At 65.8% G+C, this 22,335-nt stretch carries 25 protein-coding genes; 20 read left to right on the top strand and 5 right to left on the bottom strand.

Translation table 11 applies throughout. The annotated features are described in order from the left end of the window. Positions 1-648: 648 nt before the first annotated feature. Together VFW04_06055 and VFW04_06050 are read right to left on the bottom strand one after the other, a co-directional pair. Positions 649-1,209 carry a hypothetical protein gene (locus VFW04_06055; protein ID HEX5178872.1) on the bottom strand — a complete coding sequence of 187 codons (561 nt, stop codon included), beginning with the start codon at positions 1,207-1,209 and terminating at the stop codon, positions 649-651. A gap of 112 nt (positions 1,210-1,321) precedes the next feature. Next, entirely contained in the window at positions 1,322-1,993 is a 672-nt protein-coding gene (locus VFW04_06050; GenBank protein ID HEX5178871.1) for a Crp/Fnr family transcriptional regulator, read from the bottom strand. Between the two features lie 115 nt (positions 1,994-2,108). Here VFW04_06050 and VFW04_06045 point away from each other — a divergent pair, with 115 nt between their 5' ends. The 5 genes from VFW04_06045 to VFW04_06025 all read left to right on the top strand — a co-directional run bounded on the left by VFW04_06045 (position 2,109) and on the right by VFW04_06025 (position 5,696). Continuing rightward, positions 2,109-2,612, top strand: coding sequence for a hypothetical protein (locus VFW04_06045; protein HEX5178870.1), 504 nt, complete (start codon positions 2,109-2,111; stop codon positions 2,610-2,612). 345 nt (positions 2,613-2,957) lie between these two features. Beyond that, entirely contained in the window at positions 2,958-3,521 is a 564-nt protein-coding gene (locus VFW04_06040; GenBank protein ID HEX5178869.1) for a YdeI/OmpD-associated family protein, read from the top strand. 111 nt (positions 3,522-3,632) lie between these two features. Then, positions 3,633-4,586 (top strand): alpha/beta hydrolase, encoded by a 954-nt coding sequence (locus VFW04_06035; GenBank protein ID HEX5178868.1) that lies wholly within the window; start codon positions 3,633-3,635, stop codon positions 4,584-4,586. A 154-nt stretch (positions 4,587-4,740) separates the two neighbouring features. Further along, entirely contained in the window at positions 4,741-4,977 is a 237-nt protein-coding gene (locus tag VFW04_06030; GenBank protein HEX5178867.1) for a hypothetical protein, read from the top strand. Between the two features lie 332 nt (positions 4,978-5,309). Then, on the top strand, positions 5,310-5,696 hold the full coding sequence (locus VFW04_06025) for a DUF1801 domain-containing protein (GenBank protein ID HEX5178866.1): 387 nt from the start codon (positions 5,310-5,312) through the stop codon (positions 5,694-5,696). A gap of 60 nt (positions 5,697-5,756) precedes the next feature. On the opposite strand, the gene VFW04_06020 is transcribed toward VFW04_06025, so the two are convergent. The 3 genes from VFW04_06020 to VFW04_06010 all read right to left on the bottom strand — a co-directional run bounded on the left by VFW04_06020 (position 5,757) and on the right by VFW04_06010 (position 11,024). After that, a complete protein-coding gene (locus VFW04_06020) occupies positions 5,757-8,939 on the bottom strand; it encodes a protein kinase (protein HEX5178865.1) in 3,183 nt (1,060 codons plus the stop codon). A gap of 136 nt (positions 8,940-9,075) precedes the next feature. Beyond that, entirely contained in the window at positions 9,076-10,359 is a 1,284-nt protein-coding gene (locus tag VFW04_06015; protein HEX5178864.1) for an MFS transporter, read from the bottom strand. A 2-nt stretch (positions 10,360-10,361) separates the two neighbouring features. Further along, on the bottom strand, positions 10,362-11,024 hold the full coding sequence (locus tag VFW04_06010) for a copper homeostasis protein CutC (protein HEX5178863.1): 663 nt from the start codon (positions 11,022-11,024) through the stop codon (positions 10,362-10,364). Between the two features lie 141 nt (positions 11,025-11,165). On the opposite strand from VFW04_06010, the gene VFW04_06005 reads away from it, so the two are divergent. The 15 genes from VFW04_06005 to VFW04_05935 all read left to right on the top strand — a co-directional run. Then, entirely contained in the window at positions 11,166-11,678 is a 513-nt protein-coding gene (locus tag VFW04_06005; GenBank protein ID HEX5178862.1) for a hypothetical protein, read from the top strand. An 82-nt stretch (positions 11,679-11,760) separates the two neighbouring features. Further along, the gene (locus tag VFW04_06000; protein ID HEX5178861.1) at positions 11,761-11,922 is read left to right on the top strand and encodes a hypothetical protein; all 162 of its coding nucleotides are present in this window, start codon (positions 11,761-11,763) and stop codon (positions 11,920-11,922) included. A gap of 135 nt (positions 11,923-12,057) precedes the next feature. Then, entirely contained in the window at positions 12,058-12,687 is a 630-nt protein-coding gene (locus VFW04_05995) for a hypothetical protein (GenBank protein ID HEX5178860.1), read from the top strand. Then, positions 12,680-13,198 carry a tRNA (cytidine(34)-2'-O)-methyltransferase gene (locus tag VFW04_05990; GenBank protein ID HEX5178859.1) on the top strand — a complete coding sequence of 173 codons (519 nt, stop codon included), beginning with the start codon at positions 12,680-12,682 and terminating at the stop codon, positions 13,196-13,198. The genes VFW04_05995 and VFW04_05990 overlap by 8 nt, the downstream gene beginning before the upstream one ends. Beyond that, positions 13,195-13,746, top strand: coding sequence for a DUF4440 domain-containing protein (locus tag VFW04_05985; GenBank protein ID HEX5178858.1), 552 nt, complete (start codon positions 13,195-13,197; stop codon positions 13,744-13,746). The genes VFW04_05990 and VFW04_05985 overlap by 4 nt, the downstream gene beginning before the upstream one ends. A gap of 36 nt (positions 13,747-13,782) precedes the next feature. Beyond that, on the top strand, positions 13,783-14,184 hold the full coding sequence (locus VFW04_05980) for a DUF3224 domain-containing protein (protein ID HEX5178857.1): 402 nt from the start codon (positions 13,783-13,785) through the stop codon (positions 14,182-14,184). Between the two features lie 201 nt (positions 14,185-14,385). After that, complete coding sequence (locus VFW04_05975; GenBank protein HEX5178856.1) at positions 14,386-14,682, top strand: hypothetical protein; 297 nt, start codon at positions 14,386-14,388, stop codon at positions 14,680-14,682. 148 nt (positions 14,683-14,830) lie between these two features. Continuing rightward, positions 14,831-15,358, top strand: coding sequence for a DUF1697 domain-containing protein (locus VFW04_05970; protein HEX5178855.1), 528 nt, complete (start codon positions 14,831-14,833; stop codon positions 15,356-15,358). A gap of 207 nt (positions 15,359-15,565) precedes the next feature. After that, positions 15,566-16,015 carry a hypothetical protein gene (locus VFW04_05965; protein HEX5178854.1) on the top strand — a complete coding sequence of 150 codons (450 nt, stop codon included), beginning with the start codon at positions 15,566-15,568 and terminating at the stop codon, positions 16,013-16,015. Positions 16,016-16,857: 842 nt separating this feature from the next. Next, entirely contained in the window at positions 16,858-17,388 is a 531-nt protein-coding gene (locus tag VFW04_05960) for an Imm50 family immunity protein (GenBank protein ID HEX5178853.1), read from the top strand. A 180-nt stretch (positions 17,389-17,568) separates the two neighbouring features. After that, positions 17,569-18,024, top strand: coding sequence for a hypothetical protein (locus VFW04_05955; GenBank protein HEX5178852.1), 456 nt, complete (start codon positions 17,569-17,571; stop codon positions 18,022-18,024). A 367-nt stretch (positions 18,025-18,391) separates the two neighbouring features. Next, positions 18,392-18,877 (top strand): antitoxin Xre/MbcA/ParS toxin-binding domain-containing protein, encoded by a 486-nt coding sequence (locus tag VFW04_05950; protein HEX5178851.1) that lies wholly within the window; start codon positions 18,392-18,394, stop codon positions 18,875-18,877. Positions 18,878-19,461: 584 nt separating this feature from the next. Next, positions 19,462-19,905 carry a hypothetical protein gene (locus tag VFW04_05945; protein HEX5178850.1) on the top strand — a complete coding sequence of 148 codons (444 nt, stop codon included), beginning with the start codon at positions 19,462-19,464 and terminating at the stop codon, positions 19,903-19,905. 200 nt (positions 19,906-20,105) lie between these two features. After that, complete coding sequence (locus tag VFW04_05940; protein HEX5178849.1) at positions 20,106-21,047, top strand: ATP-binding cassette domain-containing protein; 942 nt, start codon at positions 20,106-20,108, stop codon at positions 21,045-21,047. Next, the coding region (locus VFW04_05935) for a Gldg family protein (GenBank protein ID HEX5178848.1) at positions 21,044-22,335 on the top strand (1,292 nt) is incomplete at its 3' end. The genes VFW04_05940 and VFW04_05935, both read left to right, overlap by 4 nt.

Raw genomic sequence — 22,335 nt, 5'->3', positions numbered from 1 at the left:
GACGAGGGTGCGCTGGGGCGTGAAGCCGGGGAATCGATATGCGTCCCGGAGCTCGCGGCGCGGAAGGGAGCGAGAAATCATGCACGAACTTCGCCCCTCGCGCCTCTTGCTTCAACCCCACGATTCTCCTATGAAACCCGCAACCGGCTAACCTGACAATCGCCCTAATTCCACCCACTCATTTCCCCGAAGACCCACAAAAAGGATGCATGTGATGGAGAAGATCGCTGCCACGCGAGGGAAGGTGCGTTGCTCGCGCGCGTGGCCTACACCAGGTACGTGAACGATGATGTCTGGGCGTCGACGGCTGCGATCTTCCCCATCTCTTACATCCTTTTCGTTTTCCTTTGAGCCCTTCGTCGTGGGGACTCGGCTACGCGAGGGAAGGTGCGTTGTTCGCGCGCGTGACCTACACCAGGTACGTGAACGATGATGTTTGGACGTCCACGGATGCGATCTTCCCCATCCCCCATATCCTTTTCGTTTTCCTTTGAACCCTTCGTCGTAAGGACTCGGCTCCGCGCTCACAAGCGATCGCGCGAGGACTGAGGTCTCCTCGACAAAGGGTCCGAAGGATAAACAAGCGCGGCGATGTCGCGCGACATTCTTTTAAGCTGTTGCCGTCTTTTCTGACGAAACCGGCCGCCATCAATGCGTGAGGCGCTCCTGGCGCACGATCCGCCACTGTCGCCCTGACCTCACCAGCGCATAGCGCTGCTCGAACTCGAGCGGCGGCTGGTACCCGGCCGTTTCTGCGGTCGGACGATACCGCTGCGCAACGAGATAGACCTGGACGGTATCACCCCGCATCCGAAATACCGGTGAGAACTGTACCCTGTATCCCGCCGACTGCGCCTTGCAGACCGGCGCCAAGCGCGTCGCAGGTACCACGGCGGCGCACGAGCCTTGGACGACGCCGCGAGCCGAGAGCGCTCGCGCCACACCAGCGGGCAGCGTGTCCGATGGTTGGTCGCTGCGCCGCCGCGGGAGAAGGGCGGGATCGAGCAGCAGCACCAGCGGCGGACCGAGATCGAAGGCGCCCGAGAGCGCGCTCGCATATGCGGCGGCCTGCTGCTCCGCAGAAAGATGCGCCACCTCGAGGCCCGCGCCTCGATCGTTGGCCGACGCGTTTCCTTGTTCGCCAGAGCAGGCCGCGATCAGCACGGCGCCGCAGGCGGCGAATACGCGCGCCGAGTGTCGGAGACGCATTTGGTGTCGATTCGGCACGTGGTCACCGGTTGCAAGACGTGAGCCCCCATCCGGTTGGGAGAGGACGGTCATCCATCACACTTTGCGTTCGACGGCGCGCAGCGGCGATGCCTCATCGCGCGGCCATTGCGCGCAACACCGCCGGCCTAACGACAGCAAAGCGTGAGCGCCCGGTTCGCCGGATCGCGCGCGCATCGATGAGCGCGGCGAGCGCCCGAACGACGACTTCGCGCGCCGTATCGAGCTCGTCGGCGAGCGCCGATTGCGACCCGCCCAACGTGAAATCGGTCGCCGCCGATGCCTCGGCGCGCGACAACACGTGCCGCGCGACGCGAATCAGCACCGTCGTGGCCGTGAGCTCGTCGATCCGGCGCAACAAGCTGCGCGCGCGGATCGCCAGACGGCGCATCGCGTACCGCGCGAACTCGGGCTCGTCCCGCAGGAGTCGTTCGACCGTCGCCACGGAAAGGTGCGCGCACTGCGTGGTCGAGACGGCGACAGCGGTGGCGGGCAGCGGACCACCGCCTAACACAGGGATCTCGCCCAGCACGCCGCCCGGCCCTTCGTCGTGCAGCACGCGCGACCGCGACCCGGTCTGGCGCGACACGCGGACACGGCCGCTCAGGATGAGATAGAGGCCGTCGGCCGCGTCGCCGGCATGGTACAGCACCCGGTTAGGCGCATACCGGCGATCGGTGGCCAGGGCGGCGATTCGCTCCACGGTGAGCATGGGAATCGTGTCGAACCCGTGCACCGTGTCGCGGAGCATCCGTGGGGAGATCATGACCGTCCGGGATTGGCGCTACATGGAACCGCGGTTCCGGCGCGGCGCGGCGTTCGCCAACAATGTACACGCAGGCCGATCGCCGCTACGATATCGTCTCTGGACGGAGGCACAGATGCGCCAAATTGCTCTCCTGGCATCGCCGCTCGTCGCGCTATCCATGCGCGGCATCCCGGCGTTCGCGCAAGGCACGCACATGCGTTCGGACACGTCGGGTCACGACTCCGCCTTCGCGGCCATGCAGGCGCGCGGCAAGATGGTGATGGGCCTCGACCAGTCCACCTCGACGCATCACTTCGTCGATCTGCCCAACGGAGGACGCATTACCCTGGTTCGCGATTCCGCCGATGCGGCAGGGGCGGCGCGCATCCAGCAACACCTGCGCGACATCGCGGCGGCGTTTTCCGCCGGCGACTTCTCATCGCCGATGCTCGTGCACATGAAGGATGTTCCGGGCACGCGAATCATGGCAGAAAAGAAAGCGCTGATTCACTACTCCACGCGTGCGCTCGATCGCGGCGGCGACTTGACGATTCGGTCGTCGGATCCGGACGCGGTGCGCGCGATCCACGAGTTCCTCGCGTTCCAACGCGCCGAGCATCACGTTCCGCCTACGTAAAAAAGGATGCAGGTGATGGAGAAGATCGCTGCCACGCGAGGGAAGGTGCGTTGTTCGCGCGCGTGACCTACCCCAGGTACGTGAACGATGATGTTTGGACGTCCATGGCTGCGATCTTCCCCATTCCTTACATCCTTTTCGTTTTCCTTTGAACCCTTTGTCGTGGGGACTCGGCTCTGCGCTCACAAGTGATCGCGCGAGGACCAGGTCTCCTCGACGACGGGTCCAAGGGATAACAAAAAAATCTTGATTGCCGCGATCGTCTTCATCGTTGGCAGACTGTTATACCGGCGGCGCCGATAGGTACGGTGCGGTCGCACCTGATTCCGGGAGGGTCATGCGTGTATGGAAATGGCGTATCGAGAGCGGTGGACGGCGGAGATCGCGGCGATGCGGCGCGTGCTCGCTGGTTTTGGAATGAAGGAGGAATGCAAGTGGGGGAAACCCACGTACACGGTGAACGGAAGGAACATCGTGATCATGCAGGGTTTCAAGGAGTATTTTGCGTTAGGCTTGTTTCAAGGCGCCCTCCTCGAGGACCGCAAGCACGTGCTGGTGCAGCTCGGCCGCGTGCACGCCGCCCGCGTGATGAAGTTCACCAGCGCGAAGGAAATCGCGGCGCAAGCGCCGACCATCAAGGCCTACGTGCGCGAGGCCATTGCAGTCGAGAAGGCCGGGCTGCGGATGAAACCGAAAGCGAGCTCGGAGTATCCCGTTCCCGAAGAGCTCCGCGAACGGTTGCGCAAAGATCCACGTTTCAAGCGCGCCTTCGAGGCGCTGACGCCGGGACGGCAGCGGAGTTATCTGTACCACTTTGCGGCGGCCAAGCAGTCCGCGACACGGCGGGCGCGAATCGAAAAAGCCTTGCCCGCGATCTTCGAGGGCAGAGGGTTCCTCGAACGACGCTGACACAGAGCGGACGCAGCGCCAGCATCAGAGCCGGGTTCCGACGGACGTGGAGCGCCGATCGCCGACGGCCGCCGTTAGGCAAGGATCCTCGGCTCGCACGGGTATCGAGCAATGACCTGCGTTAGACGCATCGTGCTCGCGTTCGTGGTGCTCGCAGCCGGACACGCCGGTCGCACGGCGGCGCAATCCGGTTGGCAGCCGTCGGCGGGCCACGCGCAAATCCGGCTCTGGCCCGCCGGCGCAATTCCCGACGTGCGCCCGGGCATCGGCGCCGAAGTCGCCCGCGTCGTGCTGGATTCAGCTGGTCGTCCGCGGCTCGTCGGCGGCCGGCCCTGGACCTATGTCGACAGCGTCACGCAACCGACGATGACCGTGTATCCGCCCACGGGCCGCAACACCGGCGCCGCAGTCGTCGTTTTCCCCGGCGGCGGGTACAACATTCTGGCCATCGATCTCGAGGGCACTGAAGCCTGTGATTGGCTGACGTCGCGCGGCATCACGTGCGTGCTCCTCAAGTACCGCGTGCCCTGCGCGACGACCGGTCCATATCGCGAGTGCCGGACTGCACTCGAAGATGCCCAACGAACCGTTGGGCTGGTGCGCTTTCACGCCGCGCGCTGGCACGTCGACCCGCACAGGATCGGCGTGCTCGGCTTCTCCGCCGGCGGGCACATGGTCGCGGCCATCAGCACGCACTTCGGCAGGCGCATCTACCGGCCGGTCGACGCGGCCGATGTGGTGAGCTGCCGTCCGGACTTCGCAATCGCGCTGTATCCGGGTCATCTTGCCGGAGCCGAACGAGACGCGCCGTTGAATCCCGACATTCGCGTCACACGGCTCACACCGCCCACATTGCTGGTGCAGGCGAGAAACGACCCGGTCGACCCCGTCGCAAATTCCATCGCCTATCACGCTGCGCTCGCTGGAGCCGGAGTGCCCGTTGAAATGCATCTCTATCCCACCGGCGGCCATGCGTTCGGGCTGCGGCGGACGCGTGCGCCGATCACCGCCTGGCCGGAAGTGGCCGAGCGCTGGTTAGGCAAAATCGGGGTCATTCCGAAGTGAGCGCTTCTCGCGGGGCAGCATCCGGCGCACGCACGGCGGCGTCTGAGCTGGTACGGGACCCTGCCTGTACTCGTCGCTCGAGAGTCGCGCTTCGCGTGCACACGAGCGACATTTCGCGACCGATTCCAACCTACTCGAGCATGACGGAGGTTCCTTGATTCAGCTTCGCGACAAAACCACCAACGCGCTCCTCGGTACGATCGACGATGATGATCTGAAGTTCCTCGTCGATGAGCTCGAGGAGGAGTCGCCGACCGACCAGGACTACTACTTCGACTCGGCGACCATCGACATGCTCGAGGACGACGGTGCACCGGCAACGCTGGTCGCGCTCCTGCGCCAGGTGCTCGGCTCTCAGGATGGAATGGAAATACGGTGGGAGCGGCACTGAGATGCCGGCATGCGTAGCGGTAGTGCGCCGAGACAATGCGCGCGAGCCGCGCGATCGTCCTGCCGTGGTGAGCGAGCTGAACAGGTCGCCAGCCATGCATCGCACACCGTAGCCGGTGTGCTCGGTCGCGTTGGCGTCCGGCGTGTGGAGTGTTACAATGGTGCTCCGACGCCGGACGCCCGGCGGCAGCTGCAGCCGTCTTTCCACGACTTGCGACGAGGGTCGACGCCCCAATGCCTAAAAAGAAATCTGCGCCAGCGCGCAAACCGAAAGCACTGAAGCGGCCGAGCAGCACTCGTACGAACGTGTTCAGTGCGGACGAACGCGCAGCGATGCGCGATCGCGTGCAGGAGGTGAAGGCCGAGCGCGGCGGGCAGGCCACGGGACAGAGCGGCAGCGCCCTGGTGCTCGACAAGATCGGCGCGATGGCCGAGCCTGATCGTGCGTTAGGCCGCAAGCTGCATGATCTCATCATGGCGAGTGCACCGAACCTGACGCCGCGGCTCTGGTACGGGATGCCGTCGTACGCCAGGGACGGCGATGTCGTGTGCTTCTTTCAGCCGGCGCAGCGGTTCAAGACGCGGTATGCGACGCTCGGCTTCAGCGACAAAGCGAAGCTCGACGACGGCAACCTGTGGGCAACCGGATTTGCGGTGCGGCAACTGACGGCGGCGGATGAAGCGCGCATTGCTGCGCTGATCAAGAAGGCAGTCGGTTGATTCGGCGGACGCCCTGTGCTCAGTTAGGCCCGGGTGCCGGGGCTCGAGATGGAATGCGCGTCAGTGCTTGCCGCGATCGAGTTGGGCGAGCTGCTCCCGCGCGTCGGTCACACGCGGCTGGAGCTCCGGATCGGCGTTCTTCCACAAGTCGACGAAGCGCCCATAGTACTCCGTCGCGTGTGCCACATCCCCCGCGCTCTCGTACAGCTCGCCTAACCGGAACAACGCCGGGCCGAGGTGAAACTTGTCCACGTTCCAGCGCCCGGAAGCGTGCATCTCGACGTATCGCGTGAGATACGTACGGGCCGAATCGGCCTTGCCCGCGCGGTCGAACGCCAGACCGAGAAAGAGCGGCGTGCATGGGACGCATTTCTGTGTCGGCAGGCCGTCTGCCTCGTTGTCTCCGAGATGGAAATCGGCAACCGCGCTGTCGGTCTTGCCCTCCGCGAGCGCGATCAGTCCGTGCAACCTCGCCAGGTTGACGAAGTACTCGCGGCGGTCGGTCGTGTCCATCTGCGACTCGTACCGGCTCATCATCTCACGTGCCTTGGCCGGCGCACCAGCCATTGCGTACCCTGCCGCCACCCAATAGAGGTCCGCAGTGCGAGTCGGCGGGACCGACGCCACCGGCGTTCCGTGTACCGCAGCGTCCAGTGCCGCAACGCCGCGCGGCGGATCACCTCGTATCTGGGCATCCACGAGCGCGTCGCCGTAGGCGGCGAGGTAGGGACTGGCGGTATCGGCGTGCAGGCGCTCGTTTGCCGCGTCTGCGTGATTGTACAGCTGCTCGGCTTCACGCAGCCGTCCGCGTAGTTGGGCGAGGTCAGCGACTGCGTATTGCGCGTCGGTGCTGGTGTCGGCGTACGTTCGCGCGATTTGGTCGGCGGCATCGTAGTCGTGCTTGTCCCACAGCTCGGCGTATCGCGGCCCAACGGTTGGAAACGGCACGCCGCGACTCGCCATGACCGCCATGACCGAATCGAACGACGCATGCCGGCCCATCGCGGTGTAGAGAATGGCGAGGTTGGTAAGCAGCGTGCCGTTCGACGGCGAGTTCGCGAGCGCCAGGTGGTACATCCGCTCGGCGTCCGTATAGTCGCGGGTCTCGCTGAACGTGACGGCCAGTGAGTTCGCGGCATCGTAGTTCGTCGAGTCCAGCTCGACCGCATGCCGCAGCGCGGCGATGGCCTTGCGGCGGTCTGGCGCCACGTTCATGTAGTAGCCGCCCTCCACGTCATACCGCTCCCGCTCGGGGAGTCGCTCGCGCAGATGAAATGCCGTGGTGAGCGCCGCCTGGGCCTGCGCCCGTGAGCTCGAGCGGGGCTGCGACAACAGCGAATACGCGAGCTGCACGTAGGCCATGGCGAACGTGCTGTCCTGCGCAATGGCGTCGCGGAAGTCCTGGATTGCCATCGGGTAGTTGCCGCGGACGTCGTTCGCCTCCATCCCCGCCGCATAGCTCTTGAGCGCGCCTAACGAAGCGGTGGTCACCTGGTCGAGGGGCGGCGCCGCGCGCACGGTCTTGAGCGATTCGCCGATTTTGCCGCGCAGCTCCTTGGTTAGGCGGTCCACCGACGGGATCAGGTCGCCGGCGTCCTTTGCCGACTCGCTGTACGACGCGAGCTCGTCTCCCGATTGGGCCGCAATGAGCCGCGCCGTGACGATGTACCCCGTGCCGGCCGGAACGATGCGCCCGCCGACCACCGCCTTGGCTCCGGTGCGCTGTGCAATGTCGCGCGCGATCGAGAGGTCGACGCGCGTCGTTTCCGGCCGCTGCATCTGCTCGAGTGCCGCGACGATCGAGCTCGTCTGCTCCACGTGCACCACCCGGCTCTGCGACAGGTTCGTGCGCACCGCCTCGGCGATCGTCGAGCCTAACGATGTGTCCGCGCCCGCCGCGTCGAACGTGGCGACGATCACCTTGTCGCTCGCCGAGAGTTTCCCCGACGCGAGCAGCGATCCCGCCGGCCCGATGCCGAGCATGCGCATGAGCATGTACGCGGCGACGAGCAGCACGAATACCGCCACGGCGATGATCCCGCCGCGCATCGTGCGCTTCCACGACACGTGCGGACTCGCTCGGATCGCGAGCGTGGCCATCGTGCCCTGCAGATTGCCGAGCGACGGCGTGCCGCCGGGCGTGAACGTCGGCGTCGCCGTCGCCATGCGGTGCGACACGTACTGCGTGTAGGCCGTAAACAGGATCACGGGCAGCCCCAACGCCATCACCGCAAGCGCACCGGGGAATACCCAATCGGGCAGGCCGATCGCGATGATCGCCGCGCGCGCGACCACGGCGACGGCCAGGAACGCAACCGCGTACACCGCGAGCGCGCGACCGAGCATCCTGCGGCCGCCTAACAGTATCGCCGGCATCGCTGCCTGCGGGGCGGACGGCGACGCCACGGCATCCAGGCGCTGCAGCAACTCCGTGGCGGTCGCGGGACGTGAGGCCGGGTCCTTCGCTAGACACTGCATGACGAGCGCGGCGAGCGCCGGCGGACAATCCGGCCGCAGGTCGCTGACCGGCTTCGGCGTCTCGCCCATGTGCGCGACGAGCAGCTTGTGCGGCGGCAATCCCGCGAACGGCGGCTGTCCCGCGAGCAGTTCGTACGCCATGCAGCCGAACGCGTAAATGTCCGCGCGATGATCGGTGCCCGGATCGCCCGCCGCCTGCTCGGGCGCCATGTACGTGGGCGTGCCCACCGCGGTGCCGAGCTGTGTGAGGGTCGCGCCTAACGCACCATCGGCCGCGGCCGCGATGGCTTTCGCAATGCCGAAGTCGGTGACGACAGCCGTGTGGCCGGACAGGAGCACGTTGTCCGGCTTGATGTCGCGGTGCACGACGCCGTGATCGTGCGCGTACGCCAGGGCACGCGAGACGTCGCGCAGAATGCTGACGGCCTCGCCGATCGAGAGCGGACCGCGGCCGAGTCGCGCGCGAAGGCTCTCGCCCTCGACGTACGGCATGGTGTAGTAGGGCAGGCCTTCCGCCGTCCCGGTCGTGAGCACCGGGACGATGTTGGCCTGTTGCAGCGATGCCGCGACCCGGATTTCGCGCTCGAACCGCGTTGCCGACATCGCCGCCGCGAGCTCGGGCGAGAGCAGCTTGACGACCACCGTGCGTCCCAGGCTGTGCTCGTGCGCGACGAACACTTTGGACATGCCGCCGCCGCCGAGCTCGCGTTCGAGCGTGTAGCTCCCGGCGAGCGACTGCTGGACGCGCGACTGGAGATCGGTCATTGCGGTGTGTTGGGGAGGGCCGGCGAGCGGGCTGCGCACAAATGTATGGCGGATCGACGCTCGCCGCCATTCGTCGTTTCGGTACCGGCGCCGCCCGGCGGCTGTCTTGACAATCGGGGGCGACCCGCGGCAAGGCTTACGACGCCAACGGGCGTCCGCGCGTCTCGGGCAGCAGGTATGCGGCGATGCCCATGAGGCTGTACGCGATCGCCGCGAAGATGGCGATGGCGCGCGACAGCGGCATGGTCACCGAGAGGTACCCGACTAACGCAGGGAACGTGGCGCCGATGCCCCGGCCGAAGTTGTACGCGAACCCCATGGCCGAACCGCGCACGCGCGTCGGAAAGAGCTCGGCGAAGAAGGCGCCGACGCCGGCGAAGTATCCCGACACGACGAACCCCAGCGGGAAGCCGAGGATCCAGAGCATTCCGTTAGTCAATGGCGCACGGGTGTAGACGAGCGTCATGACGACCGCGCCGGCAGCGAACAGGAGAAAGAGCGGACGCCGGCCGATGCGATCGGTGAGCCACGCGCCGGTGATATAGCCGGCGAACGCCCCGAGGACGAGAAACGCGAGGTAGCCGGTGGAACCGACGATGCTCAGGTGTCGCTCCGATTGCAGAAACACCGGCACCCAGGTGTTGACGGCATAATAGCCGCCCTGCGCGCCGGTGCCGAGCAGCGCGGCCAGCACGGTGGTCTTGAGCAGATCGGGTTTGAAGATGTCCGCCATCGAGCCCATCGACTGCGCGCGGGCGCGGCGCGCGACCGGCGGTTCTTCGATGTACCGCCTAACGAACAACACGTACAGCGCCGGAATGAAGCCGAGCGCGAACATCCACCGCCAGGCCTGCCGGTCGGGGACGAGCGAATACACGATCACTTGCAGGATCACGGCGCTGCCCCAGCCGACCGCCCATCCGGACTGCACTGAACCGACGGCGCGCCCGCGGTAGCGCGGCCGAACGACTTCGCTCATGAGCGCCGCGCCGGCCGTCCACTCGCCTCCGAACCCGAACCCGAGCAATGCCCGGCTGAGCGCGAGCTGCGTGAAGCTCTGCGAGACAGCCGAGAGCAGACTGAAGACCGCGAACCACAACACGGTGAGCTGCAGGGCGCGCACGCGCCCGACGTGGTCGGACACGTATCCAGCGATCCATCCGCCAATCGCCGAGCACACGAGCGTCGCCGTGACCGTGAGACCGGCCGGCCCCCGGCCGACGTGCCAGACCGCGATCACGGTGCCTAACACCAGCGTATAGATCGTGAAGTCGAGTCCGTCGAGCGCGAAGCCGAGCGCACACGCGAACATCGTGCGCCGCTCGACCGTGGTCATGCCGCGGTAGAACGCGACCATGCCCGCGTCGTCGGGACCGGCGGCGTCGGGTGATGGGCGTCCGGCTTCGGTGAGCTCGGCCATGGTCACCAACGTACGACACGAGCGGGCATGCCGCCATCATCGTCACGCCAGCCGGTCCATCGGGCGTGCACCGCGGGCGCGCGGGTCGCCGCGATCACCAGCTCGACGTTAGGCGGGCGGATGCCGCCGGCGGCGACGATCTCGATACGGCCTGCCGCGCGGTCGACCAACCGTTGGAGCGTGTCCGCGCCTGCCAGCGCCGTGGCCGCTCCGCCCGACGTGAGGACGCGTCGCACGCCGAGATCGATGAGCGCCTCGAGCGCGTCGTCGAGATGGCCTGACTGATCGAACGCCCGATGGAACGTGACCGGCAGTCCGGACGCGGCTGCAACCAGGCGGGCCGTCGCCGCGGCATCGATGTCCTGGTGGCTCGACAGCGCGCCGGTCGCGAATCCGGCGGCGCCGCGCGCGGCGAGGTCGCGCATGCTGCCGCACATCGCGTCGACCTCGGCCCGAGTATACGTGAAATCGCCGGGTCGTGGCCGTACCATCGCGATCACCGGTATGCCGACGGCGCTGCAGCAGTGGGCCACGACGTCTAACGTAGGCGTGCAGCCATCGTGCGCGAGTTCGGTGCACAGCTCGATGCGATCCGCGCCCCAGGCTGCAGCCTCGCGAGCCTCGGCCAATGTCTCGACGCATGCTTCGAACGAGGTGCCTGTCATGTGGCAAGACTGGCTCGGCATTGGCTGACGGAGGCGTTAGGAGGATGTCGAATTGCGCCGGCGGGCGCGGTACGATATGATGTGTGCGCGTCCGTCGCGCCAGGACGCGTTAGCGCTTAACCGGTTGCGCAACGAGGCCACATGGGTCTGTTGAGCGAAGACATGCCCGACATGCCACTCGGTGCCTGGCTCGTGCCGATCGGCCTCCTCCTGCTCGTCTACGCCGGCATCAACGCGCTCAATTCTCGCACCGGCGAAGGCGGCGACTATCATTCGCTCGCCACGCTGCGCGGCGTTGTGACCGGAGTTTACACGGTCAGGAATCGTGTCGAGGGCAGACGCGTCGGCGTTTGGCTCGACACCATGCCGCAGACCGAGCAAGTGCAAATGTACGCGCCGGGAGTGTCAGAGGCGGATCGGCGCGTCCGTGCGATTCCGGTAGGCACGCGTGTGACCGTCCATTACGATGGATACACGCAGAAAGTGTGGGCGCTCGAGCGAGCGGACGGTGGACCTGGGTTCAGTGAGGCAGATGTTCGGCCATGGCTCGCCGACGCCCATGCGTCGGAGCGCCGCATGATGCACTGGCTGCTCGGCGCCGGGCTCGTGGCGATCGTGGCCGGTATCGGTTTCATGCTTCGCGATTCCTCGTGATCGTCGGCGCGCGCCCACCTCTTGCATTCGTGAAGCGCCACGGCGGTGCACTCATCTCACGAGATGCCACGGGAGCGAACTCATGGCGACAGCCAAGCAGAAAGCGGCGGCGCGGCGCAACATCAAGAAGGCAGCGAAAGCCGCGCGGCGGAAGAAGACGATCTCCAAGCTGCCCAAGAAGACGCGTACGGCGCTTGGCAAGCAGGGCGCGAAGATGGCGAAGCGCAAGCGCCGTCGCCGTTGAGGGAGCCGGCTCGGCTGTCGGCGGTGTTGATTGCGACGATGCTTTCGACCATCATCGTGCGACCGATCGAGCGGGAAGGCGGCCGGGCCGTCTAACTCGCCACGTTAGGCACTTGAACAGGTGGGCCTGCCGCCGGTGACGACGAGCGAACCCGATCCGCTGCGCGCAGCGGTCGATGCCGCAACCGCCTTTTTCGGAGACATCGACGCCCAACGCTGGGCTGCCGCGGCGCACGCCGTCGATCCGGAGACGGCGCTCCGCTGCCGGGACGCGGCGCTGACGGTGCTCCTCCGTTGGGCCGCGATGCAGTCCGCTCGACCGACACCGCCCGGTGCGCGCGCCGCGTTCGAGATCCGCATGACGTCGGACCCTGCCCAACTGGATCGTTTTGGATCGACGCCGCTGAATGGCGTCCGCGGCATCTCGACGCTCGCCGAGTTGGCTGCCCTCACGCCGGATGAATTCGTCGCCGCGTCGTTCGAACATCAGCACGGCAGCCAAGCGGGCGATACCGGCTCGGAGACGCCGGCGCGCGAGATATTGGCGGCAATCGGGGACGGCGCACTCGCGGCTCAAATCCTCTATCGCACGCACTCGAGCGAGATGCGCTCGTTCGCACGTCCGGTGGAGCAACTGCGGATGCGGCTTCGCAACGGCCGGTGGTTCGTCGATCTCGAACACCACGAGGCCTTGCTGAGCATTCCGAGAAGTCACGTGCGGGCGCCGCAGCGGGATGGCGACGCCGGGCAACCGGCCCGTGCCTAACGCAGGTGCGAGCCGGCGCATTGCCCGGCCGACGGGTGCGGCCGCGCACGTCGTCCTGGTGCAGCCCGAAATTCACTGGAATACCGGCAATGCCGGGCGCACGTGTCTGGCAACGGGCAGTACGCTGCATCTCATCGAACCCCTCGGCTTTTCGCTCGACGAGCGCGAGTTGAAGCGTGCCGGGCTCGACTATTGGGAGCACGTCGATCTGCACGTCTGGCCGAGCTGGGACGCGTTCGAGCGCGAGTTGCCGGACCTCGGCGACGCGTACTTCTTTTCGACGAAGGCCGAGCGCCTCTATTGGGATGCGCCGCTCGGCGCGGCGAAAAGCGTGGTGCTCGTATTCGGCCGGGAAACGGCGGGACTGCCGCCGGAGCTGCACCAGCGATATCGTGATCGGTTTCTGCAAATGCCGGTGGTGTCGCCGCTGGTGCGTTCGCTCAATTTGTCGACGAGCGTCGCGCTGGCGCTGTACGAGGTGCTGCGACAACGGGAGGCGATGACGCGATGACCTTGGGAACGTTAGGCAGCATCTCGCTCCGGCGCGCCTCCGTGCTCGCCGTGCTCGGCGCGGTGTTCACGGCCCGCGCCGGCATCCAGGCGCAGGCGAGGGCAGAGCCTAACGCACAGACGGACGGCGCGCCGGTGCAGCTCGACACGGCTGCGATTCTGGCCAGCGCGAAACCGGACATCGACGCCGGGAACGCCGCCTGGGCGCCCGGACTCGCACACCACGACGCCGCGATGATTGCCGCGGCGTATGCCGACAGTGCGGTGTTCATTGCCGCCGACGGAAGCGTGACGCGCGGCCGGGATGCCATTGCTCGCCTGTACGCGTCCCGATTCCCGCGTTTACGGGCAATCCGCGGCGGCCAGGTCGTGCAGGGCGGCCTAACGGTGATCGCGAAGACCACCATCGTGGAGTGGGGCCACGCGTGGATCGCGCAGGCGCCCGCCACCGGAACCGGTCCTCCGGTGCGCTCGGGCGGGGCCTACCTCTCGGTATGGAGCCGCCAAGCCGATGGCCACTGGCGCATTACGCGCAATCTCACATTCTAAAGACCTGCATCCGACATCAACCCAGGAATCCCGACCATGAACGCCACTGCCAATGCGCGCTTCGCGATCAAGAGTTGGGACGAAACGCCGTACAGCGAAGGCCCGGATCTGCCGAAGATGACCAAGGCGACCGTAGCCAAGATCTTCACTGGAGACATCGAAGGCGACAGCCGGGTCGAGTACCTGATGATGTATCGAAGCGATGGCACCGCGCTGTTCGTCGGGTTGGAGCGCTTCACCGGCCGCATCGGCAACAAGTCGGGAACGTTCGTCCTTCAACGGAGCGGCGAGTTCGACGGCAAGCAGGCGAACGAGTCGTACACCGTCGTCGGTGGCTCGGGCACCGGCGACCTTCGAGGCTTGACGGGAGAAGGAACGTCTTCCGTTGGGCATGCCGCCGACTTCCCGTTCGTGTTACGCTACAGCTTGCCGACGTAGCCGCCGGTAGTCGTTAGGCGCAGGCCAGGCGACACTCCTGATTCGGGGGCCCCGGGTGGAAACGGCACACGCGTACATGCGACTGGTGGACATGCTCGAGGAGGCAGGGTTGTCGCCCACCTCAATGTCGCCGTGGCCGGCCTGGAAGGTCTTCAAACGATTCCTTCGCGAGCCGCTGGACGACGCGGCGAGCGACGCGTTGTGCAGATCGGGAGCTACCGCGACCCGGTGGGCTATCGCATTCACCTGTATTTCGTACGTCAGTTCTCGGACGCGCTGGCGCATGAGTCGGCCGCGCACGACAAGCAGTTCGCGCACCTGGTATGCGATCTCGCCTTCGCGGACCGCATTGCGCGCATCAGGAAGGATCGCGAGTGGTGGAGCCAGGATTTCCGTGCACGCGGTGTATTTATCGATGCCGTCGAAACCGATCCGATCTTTCAAGCACTGATGAGCGGGGAGCCGCTCGAGACGGGTGTTTACTGGGAGCAGGCCTGACTGGCGCGTGTGCGCATGAAAGGGGCGATCCGGTGGTGCGGCTGTCCTATATAATGAGTGGAACTAATGATTCCGCGTGAGCAGCTGCGGGTACATGCGGTCTTCGGTATTCGCGTGCGAATCACGATCGTGCGTTAGGAGGGAAATCGTGCTCCGCTATGTGGCGTTTCTTCGCGGCGTGATGCCGGTGAATGCAAAGATGCCCGCGCTCAGGCGGGCGTTCGAATCGGCGGCGTTCGCGGATGTGGCGACGGTACTGGGCAGCGGCAACGTCGTCTTCAGTGCGCGCGCCGCATCGGAGTCGGCGCTCGAACGAAAGGCGGAGGCGGCGATGTCGAAGACGCTTGGCCGTTCGTTCTACACGATCGTGCGCTCAGTGCCGGACTTGCAGGCGATGCTCGACGACGATCCGTATGCGCCGTTCCGCCTCGCGCCTAACGCTCGGCGGGTCGTCACGTTTGCCCGGGCCGCACACCACGCGACGGCTGCGCTGCCCATCGCGCTCGGCGGGGCGCGCATCCTCGCGGTCAGCGGACGCGAGGCCTTCACGGCGTACGTGCCGACGCCCGGCACCCCGACGTTCATGGCGCTCATTGCCAAGACCTTCGGTCCGGACGTGACGACGCGCACCTGGGAGACCATCGGCCGGTGCGTGAAGGCGGCGGGCTCCGGTTAGGCATCGGTTTCTCGACGGCTGTGTTCATCGTCGCCGATGCGCTCCGCGATCATGATGATGCGGTGCGGCGACGTTGTTTCAACGTGTTCCGTATGTAGACGCCGCGCACCGCGCTCGGCGACCGAGCCGCATCGCGAGTCGCATTCCTGCGCGCTCGCAGCCGACCGTTGGCGTTAGGCGAGCGCCGAGACGCATCGTGGGGGAGAGATGACTTCGGAGGAGTTTATCGAGGCGTTCGACGCGGAAGCAGAGCGCCTTGGGCTGATCCCGGACCGCCTCGGCGGTCTCGCCATGGCCGGTGATGGCCGCGAGGCGTTACTGCAACGCATGCGCGCGCTCAAGCCTGGCGCCCGGTGGGCCGACGTTTTAGGCCACCCCCTCCGCCGGTTATCACGCCGAGAGGCCCGCCTGATGGCGGAAGCAAGAGCGAATCCCGAGCGCTACTGGCGTCAGCGGCGCGCCAACCGCCAACTCAGCCGGGAGATCGATCGAGTGATGCGTCCTGAGATCGACGCCGCGTTCGCTCGAGGATACAGTTGGGGTCTTGAGCACGGGCGCGGTCCCGTTGCGATGCTCAAGGCCCTGCGGAGCCTGCCTGACGGCGCTGGTTCGCGCGCATTTCTTGAGGCGCTTCGCGGCATCCCCGACGACGAATAGCGAGGGTTGGTCTTGAAGCGGTCGCCTAACGATACGCTGCAACTGACGGCGCTGCATGCGTCAAGTTGTGCGCGTGCCCACGGCGTCTCATGTTCTGATTGCCTGGAGGCTGAACGCGTCGGTCGCCGCAGCTGAGCGTCCGGGTTATATGGCCGCACAGCTTGAGCGCGGAACTGGCGGTGTGCTCGCGACAGATGCCGCACCCGCACGATTGCCAGGCATGGCGGATCAACCCAATATCAAGCCCGGCGCGCGGTAGCTCGGTCGACAGCGAACGCGACTCGGCTACGTTGGACGACCTCGCTGACTCGTCGCAGTTGACTGACGGCCCAACGCTCAAACTGCTTGTGCCGTCCCCATGGCCGCCACGCAGCTGAACTCGCGCGTTAGTCCAGCAGGACTGTCGGCGCGCGATTAGATTGCGGGGCCCTCACTTCAACCGGGAGGTCGTATGGCGAAATTGACCAGGCAAGATCTCGAGACGCTCCCCTGCTTTTGAGCGCACGTCGAAGCGCCGTCGGGGGTTCCCTGAGCGAGGCCCACGTGAAGCGCGGCCCGCGCATTGTGCGCGGCGCGAAGGAGCTCCTAGAGAAGCTCGGGCGCAATGATCCGTGCCCGTGCGGGTCCGGGCGGCGGTTTCAAGCGGTGCTGCCTGCGCTCGGGCCGGTTTGACGGCGTACTGCGGCAGTACTACTTCCGCGAGTAGCCTTGCATGGGGGGGCGGTGCTGGACGCGCCGCTCCCCCAGCTGTCGTGTGAGCCGGTGGCCTAGCGATGCGCTGAAGGTGATGAGCGGAGTCAAGGATTGCGGCGGCTGAGCCGGTGAACTGGCGGGAGGCAACCGTGCACATCGATGCGGAGCCCGCAGAACTGGATCGCTTTGCCCATGCGCTTCGCACGCTTCCACGGGTGGTCGGCGCCTCCATACCGTCCATCGACGGCGCACAGCTCGTCGTCGAGTGGTTCGGCCACTGGCCCACGTTTCACGATGCCCAAGTTGTGCAGCTCGTGCTCGACCGCGGCGGGGTTGGCGAGAACGCGGGGCCGACACTCACGCTGACAGTCTACGCGTACCTGGCCGGTCCCGGGGTCGAGCCGAATGGCACATACGTCCTGTCGAAGGAGTGCGTTGTCACATTCGGGGTTCGACGGATCGCGCAGCTTGAGCTCTCGGAGTTCAACGACCAGAATGCGCTCTGGGAGCTGGCGATCATGGATCGGACACGCGATCAGCTGGAGTGGGTAAAGTTCGAGGTGGTGCTGGCGAGCTCCCACGGCGTCGGGGGCCGCTTCAGCTGCCACGACGCAGTAGTCCGCAGCGTCGAGCCGTGGGGATGGGGACGCAACCCACCCGTCGGCTCGCGTACGCGCTAACGACTCGTTAGGGCTGCAGCGCGTGCAGGCATCATCCTGGCTTGGGCCTAACGAAGCGTTGCACTCGACAAGTACGGTTAGGCATGTCGGCCGCTGCGCGGCCGCATCTTGTTGATGTGCGCTTGCGGGTGAACTCGGCGTTATGCCGACCACGAAATGACTTTGAGGTACGCAAAGGCTATGACTCGTTATGGTATCGATGCGGAGGTTGCCGTCCGGCTGGTTCGTGAAGGGATCGTGGTGCCGAGCACGCACCAGCTCGTTGGCCCCAATGTCTTGCGATCTGATGCGCTGTCGATTCTGTACCAAGCATATCGTCGGGGAGAGGTGAGCCAGGACGATGCGACGGCACTCCTTGATGGAATAACATCGATGCGCGTGCGCCTTCTTGGCGACCGCGTCTCCCGGGCGGTCGCGTGGAAGGTCGCGGAGCAACTGGGGTGGGCAGATATTCGTAAGGCGGAGTACATCGCTGTCGCCAAGCTCCAGGCTGACGCGTTCGTCACCCTTGACGCGGATCTCCGCAAGCAGGTCAGGGGGATCGTGGCCACGGTACCGTTCAAGACGCTGGCTGCCGCTTCATCAGCAGAGTCGTTGCCTCCTCTTGTGGCCATGGCTACGCGTTTCGGTCGATGATCACCCTGGGGATGGGGACGCAACCCACCCGTCGGCTCGCCTTCGGGCTAACGACTCGTTCGGGCTGACGTGCCGGCCTAACGCTCCGACCGCATGCACGGTCCCCGTGGCCGCCGGCCAGCTGAACTCGGGCGTTCCTGGCTGTGCAAATGGTACTCTCCCAACTTGAAGAAGATCTCCTCGCCGACATGACCCAACATGACCACGCGCCTCGCGAGGTCTTCGAGGTTTGTCCGCCTTCACTCTGGAGATGACCTGGCGACTGTTCGGCGTTCCCTGCAATTTCGGCCAGGAGGCTAGTCGGCTCGCGCCTTGCCGGTTGCCATATGGCGTTGTAAGTTACGCCATATGGCAGCCTGGAGGCGGCATGGTAAGCCCAGCCCATAAGATCCCAGCCGATATCGCCGAGCTTCTGAGTCATCAGGAAGCAGGCCATCGAGCAGGCCATTACTACGTCGCGCTATTCGGCCTGCGAAACTACGATCCTCTGTACGTTGTTGAACACATTCAGCACGGGCTGACGTACGCCGCGTTTGAGCGGTTTCATCGCAATACGGACCTTTCATATCGCGTTCTCGCGCAAGTGGCCGAGATTCCTGAACGCACACTTGCAAGACGAAAGGAGAGTGGGCGCTTCGCGCGCGACGAAACCGATCGCTTGGTTCGCATGTCGCGAATCGTTGCCCGCGCAATCGAGTTGTTCGAAGGAAGCACGGATGCCGCGCAACGCTGGCTTACCAACCCTGTCAAGGCGCTTGGAGGCCGAACGCCAATCGACTTTGCATCAACCGATGTTGGAGCCATTGAGGTAGAGAGCCTAATTGGCCGGTTGGCTCACGGAATTCCGACCTAGTCGATGCAGGTTTGGCGCCTAACCAAGACTCGGTATTCCGCTACCGCGTTCAACGGCGAGGGCGCTCGGCTGTACGGAGCGCGATGGAACAGCCGCGGGACGCGTGTCGCCTACGCTTCAGGCAACTCTGCGCTCGCCGTGTTGGAGGTTTTAGTCCATCTGAGTGGAGGCGGCGGATCACCAGTTGGATACTCGCTGATCTCGGCGACGGTGCCTGACTCCCTTGTGGAGGATCTCGCTCCAGGTGCGTTGCCGAAAGACTGGAATGTTTCGCCAGTCCCTTCGTCAGTTCAGACTGTCGGCGATGAGTGGATCACGTCCGGACGCTCTTTGGCCTTGCGAGTCCCCAGCGTGATTGTTGACGGAGGATTCAACATTCTCATCAATCCGGAGCACGCACACGTTGGCCGGCTTACAGTCGATTCCATCTCTGTGTACGACTTCGATCCTCGTTTGCTTCGCTGAGCAAGCCGCCTAACGAACGTTCTTTCATGACTCGACCGTGGTGGAGCTTCGGATTGATTGGGCAGCGGGCACGCGCTGACGGTTAGGCGAAGCGCGTCACTCCCACGACAGGAGGACCCATGCCGTTTGCACCGCGAGCAGGCCTGGCCGCTGTTGTCCTCACGCTCACCGGCGCCGCCCGGCCGTCGCCGGCACTGCGCCACGTCACGATCGAAGCACACGACTACAGTTACGTCGTCCCAGCGACCGCGCCTGCCGGACCGACGGTGTTCCATTTCGTGAATCGCGGTCATGTCCTGCACGAGGTTCAGCTCTTTCGCTTCAACGCGAACATCGACGATTCGACGGCGCGCGCCTATCTCGCGACCGGCAACGTGCCGGACTCCGTGGCGGACATGACCGGCGGGGTCCTGATCGCCGCGCCGGGACAGACGACGCGCGAGGCGCTGTACGCGGAGCTGCGCGCCGGCGAGCACTACGCGCTGATGTGTCAGTTCCGGAACGGCGCAGGCAAGCCGCAGCATGCGATGCTCGGTATGGTCGCGCTGCTGACGGTGCGGTGAAGCAGCCGTTCGACCCGTCAGAGCGCGTGAGCACCGCAGAGGTTGACAACGCGCGAACACGCGTCTAAAAAGCGATACACATATCAGACAATGGCGTCGCGCTGCGGCGCCACGTCCCTCACCGTCCAGGACGCCCCGCACGGGCGCCCACGCGGAGCGTGCATCCGGCGCCTAACCGCCGCCATCACGATTGCCCACAAATGTCCCTGCTTACCCTCGAACGCGTCACCAAGCGCTTCGACGGCATCACCGCCGTCGATGACGTGTCGTTCAGCATCGACCGCGGACACGTGGTCGGATTTCTCGGGCCTAACGGCGCCGGCAAATCCACCACCATGCGCCTGGTGACCCAAGTCTATGAGCCCGACGCCGGCGAAATCCGCCTCGATGGCGTGCGCCTCGCCGAGGCCGGCCGCGACGCAAAGCGCCGGCTCGGCTTCCTCCCCGAGAACAACCCGCTGTACGGCGAAATGCTCGTCGCGGAGTACCTCGACTTCGTCGCACGACTGCGCGAGCTGCGCGGCGACGATCGCCGCCATGCGATCCAGGACGCCGTCGACGCGACCGGACTCGAGAGCGTCTACCAGCGGCCCATCGCCGAGCTGTCCAAAGGATTCAAGCAGCGCGTCGGATTCGCCGCGGCGATCCTCCACCGGCCCGATCTCCTCGTGCTCGACGAGCCGACCGAAGGGCTCGACCCCAATCAGCGCATCGAGATCCGACGGCTGATCGGCGAGTTAGGCCGCGAGCGTACTGTGATTCTGTCGACCCACGTGCTGCCCGAGGTCCAACACACGTGCTCGCGCGTGGTGATCATCAATCGCGGGCGCATCGCCGCCGACGGAGCGGTCGACGTGCTGTTGAGCGGCGACGCCGGCAGCGCCCACGTGGTGGTCGAGCTGCGCGGATCCGGCGCCGCCGATGCGCTCGCGGCACTGCCCGGTGTGCAATCCATAGAGGAGCAGGACACCGCCGGCGACACCGCCAAGTTCCGTGTGGCCGCCGAACGCGGCCGCGACATCCGCGCCGATGTCTTCGACCTGGCGAAATCGCGCGGGTGGACGCTCCTCGAGCTCCACCGCGAAGCAGAAACCCTGGAAGACCTGTTCCGGCATCTCACGGGTGCGGAGGACAAATCATGACGCGTGCTTCGCGCGGTGCCTGGCACCGCATCTGGACCATCGCGCGCCGAGAGCTGGGAGCGATGTTCGATCACCCCACGGGGTACGTGCTGCTCGTGGTGTTTCTGGCGATCAATGCGTTCTTGTATTTCCGCGAGATCGACATGCAAGGCGTCGCCACGCTGCGGCCAATGCTCGCGCTGCTGCCGTGGGTGTTCCTGTTCTTCGTGCCGGCGGTCACCATGCGCACGCTGGCCGAAGATGCGCGCAGCGGCGTGATGGAAGTGGTGCTGTCGCAGCCGCTCACCGAGCTCGAGTTCGTGGTCGGCAAGTACGTGGGCGCGGTGCTGTTTCTCTGGATCGCTCTGGCCCTCACGCTCTGCATCCCCCTCGGCCTAACGTTAGGAGCGGACGTGCAGTGGGGCCCGGTAGCGGCGCAATACGTGGGGGCGGCGCTGCTGGCGGCCGGCCTCGCCGCGGTGGGTGTCTGGGCGAGCAGCCTCGTGCGCAGCCAGATCACGGCGTTCATCGCGGCGGTCGCGGTGATGTTCGTCCTCATTCTGGTCGGCCTCGACCAGCTGCTGGTCGGCCTGCCGCCGAGCCTCGCCGCGGGCGCGGCGCGGTTAGGCGTGCTGTCGCACTTCGAGAACATCGGCCGCGGCGTAATCGACGCGCGCGATGCGGTGTACTTCCTGTCCCTCATCGGCGTGTTCCTGGCGCTGGCCTACGGCGCGGTGCTGCGCCGCAAGCTGGCGCGCCGCGGCGCGGCCGCCCGGCGCCTCCGCCTCGGCGTGTCGCTGCTCGTCGCGACCCTGGTGGTCATCGACTTGTTGGGCGAATACATCGGCGGCCGGCTCGACCTCACGCCGGGCAAGGCGTACACGCTGTCGCCGGCCACCAAGCAGATCGTCGGGCACCTCGACGATCTGGTCACGATCAAGGTGTTCGCGTCGAGCCAGCTGCCGACGCGCGTCGCGCTGATGCAGCACGAAATGGACGACCTCCTGCGCGACCTGCGCTCGGCCGCGCACGACAAGATCCGCGTGGAACGGCGCGATCCGTCGAGCGACGTGCCGGCGCGCAACGACGCCGAATCGTTAGGCATTGAGCCGGTGCAATTCAATGTCGTCGGCCAGTCCGAGCTGCAGGTGAAGAACGGGTGGCTGGGTCTCGCGATCCAGTACGGGTCGAAGACGCAGACGATCCCCTTCGTCAGCAGCACCGATGACCTCGAGTATCAGATCGTGAGCGACATTCGCGCCCTCACGCAGCCCAAGAAACCGGTGGTTGCCGTGATGGACGCCACGGC

The sequence above is a fragment of the Gemmatimonadaceae bacterium genome, assembly GCA_036273715.1.
In the GTDB taxonomy this organism is placed as follows: Bacteria; Gemmatimonadota; Gemmatimonadetes; order Gemmatimonadales; family Gemmatimonadaceae; genus JADGGM01.
The sequence above is the reverse complement of the archived record's forward strand: the minus strand, read 5'-3'. Positions and strand labels throughout refer to the sequence as shown.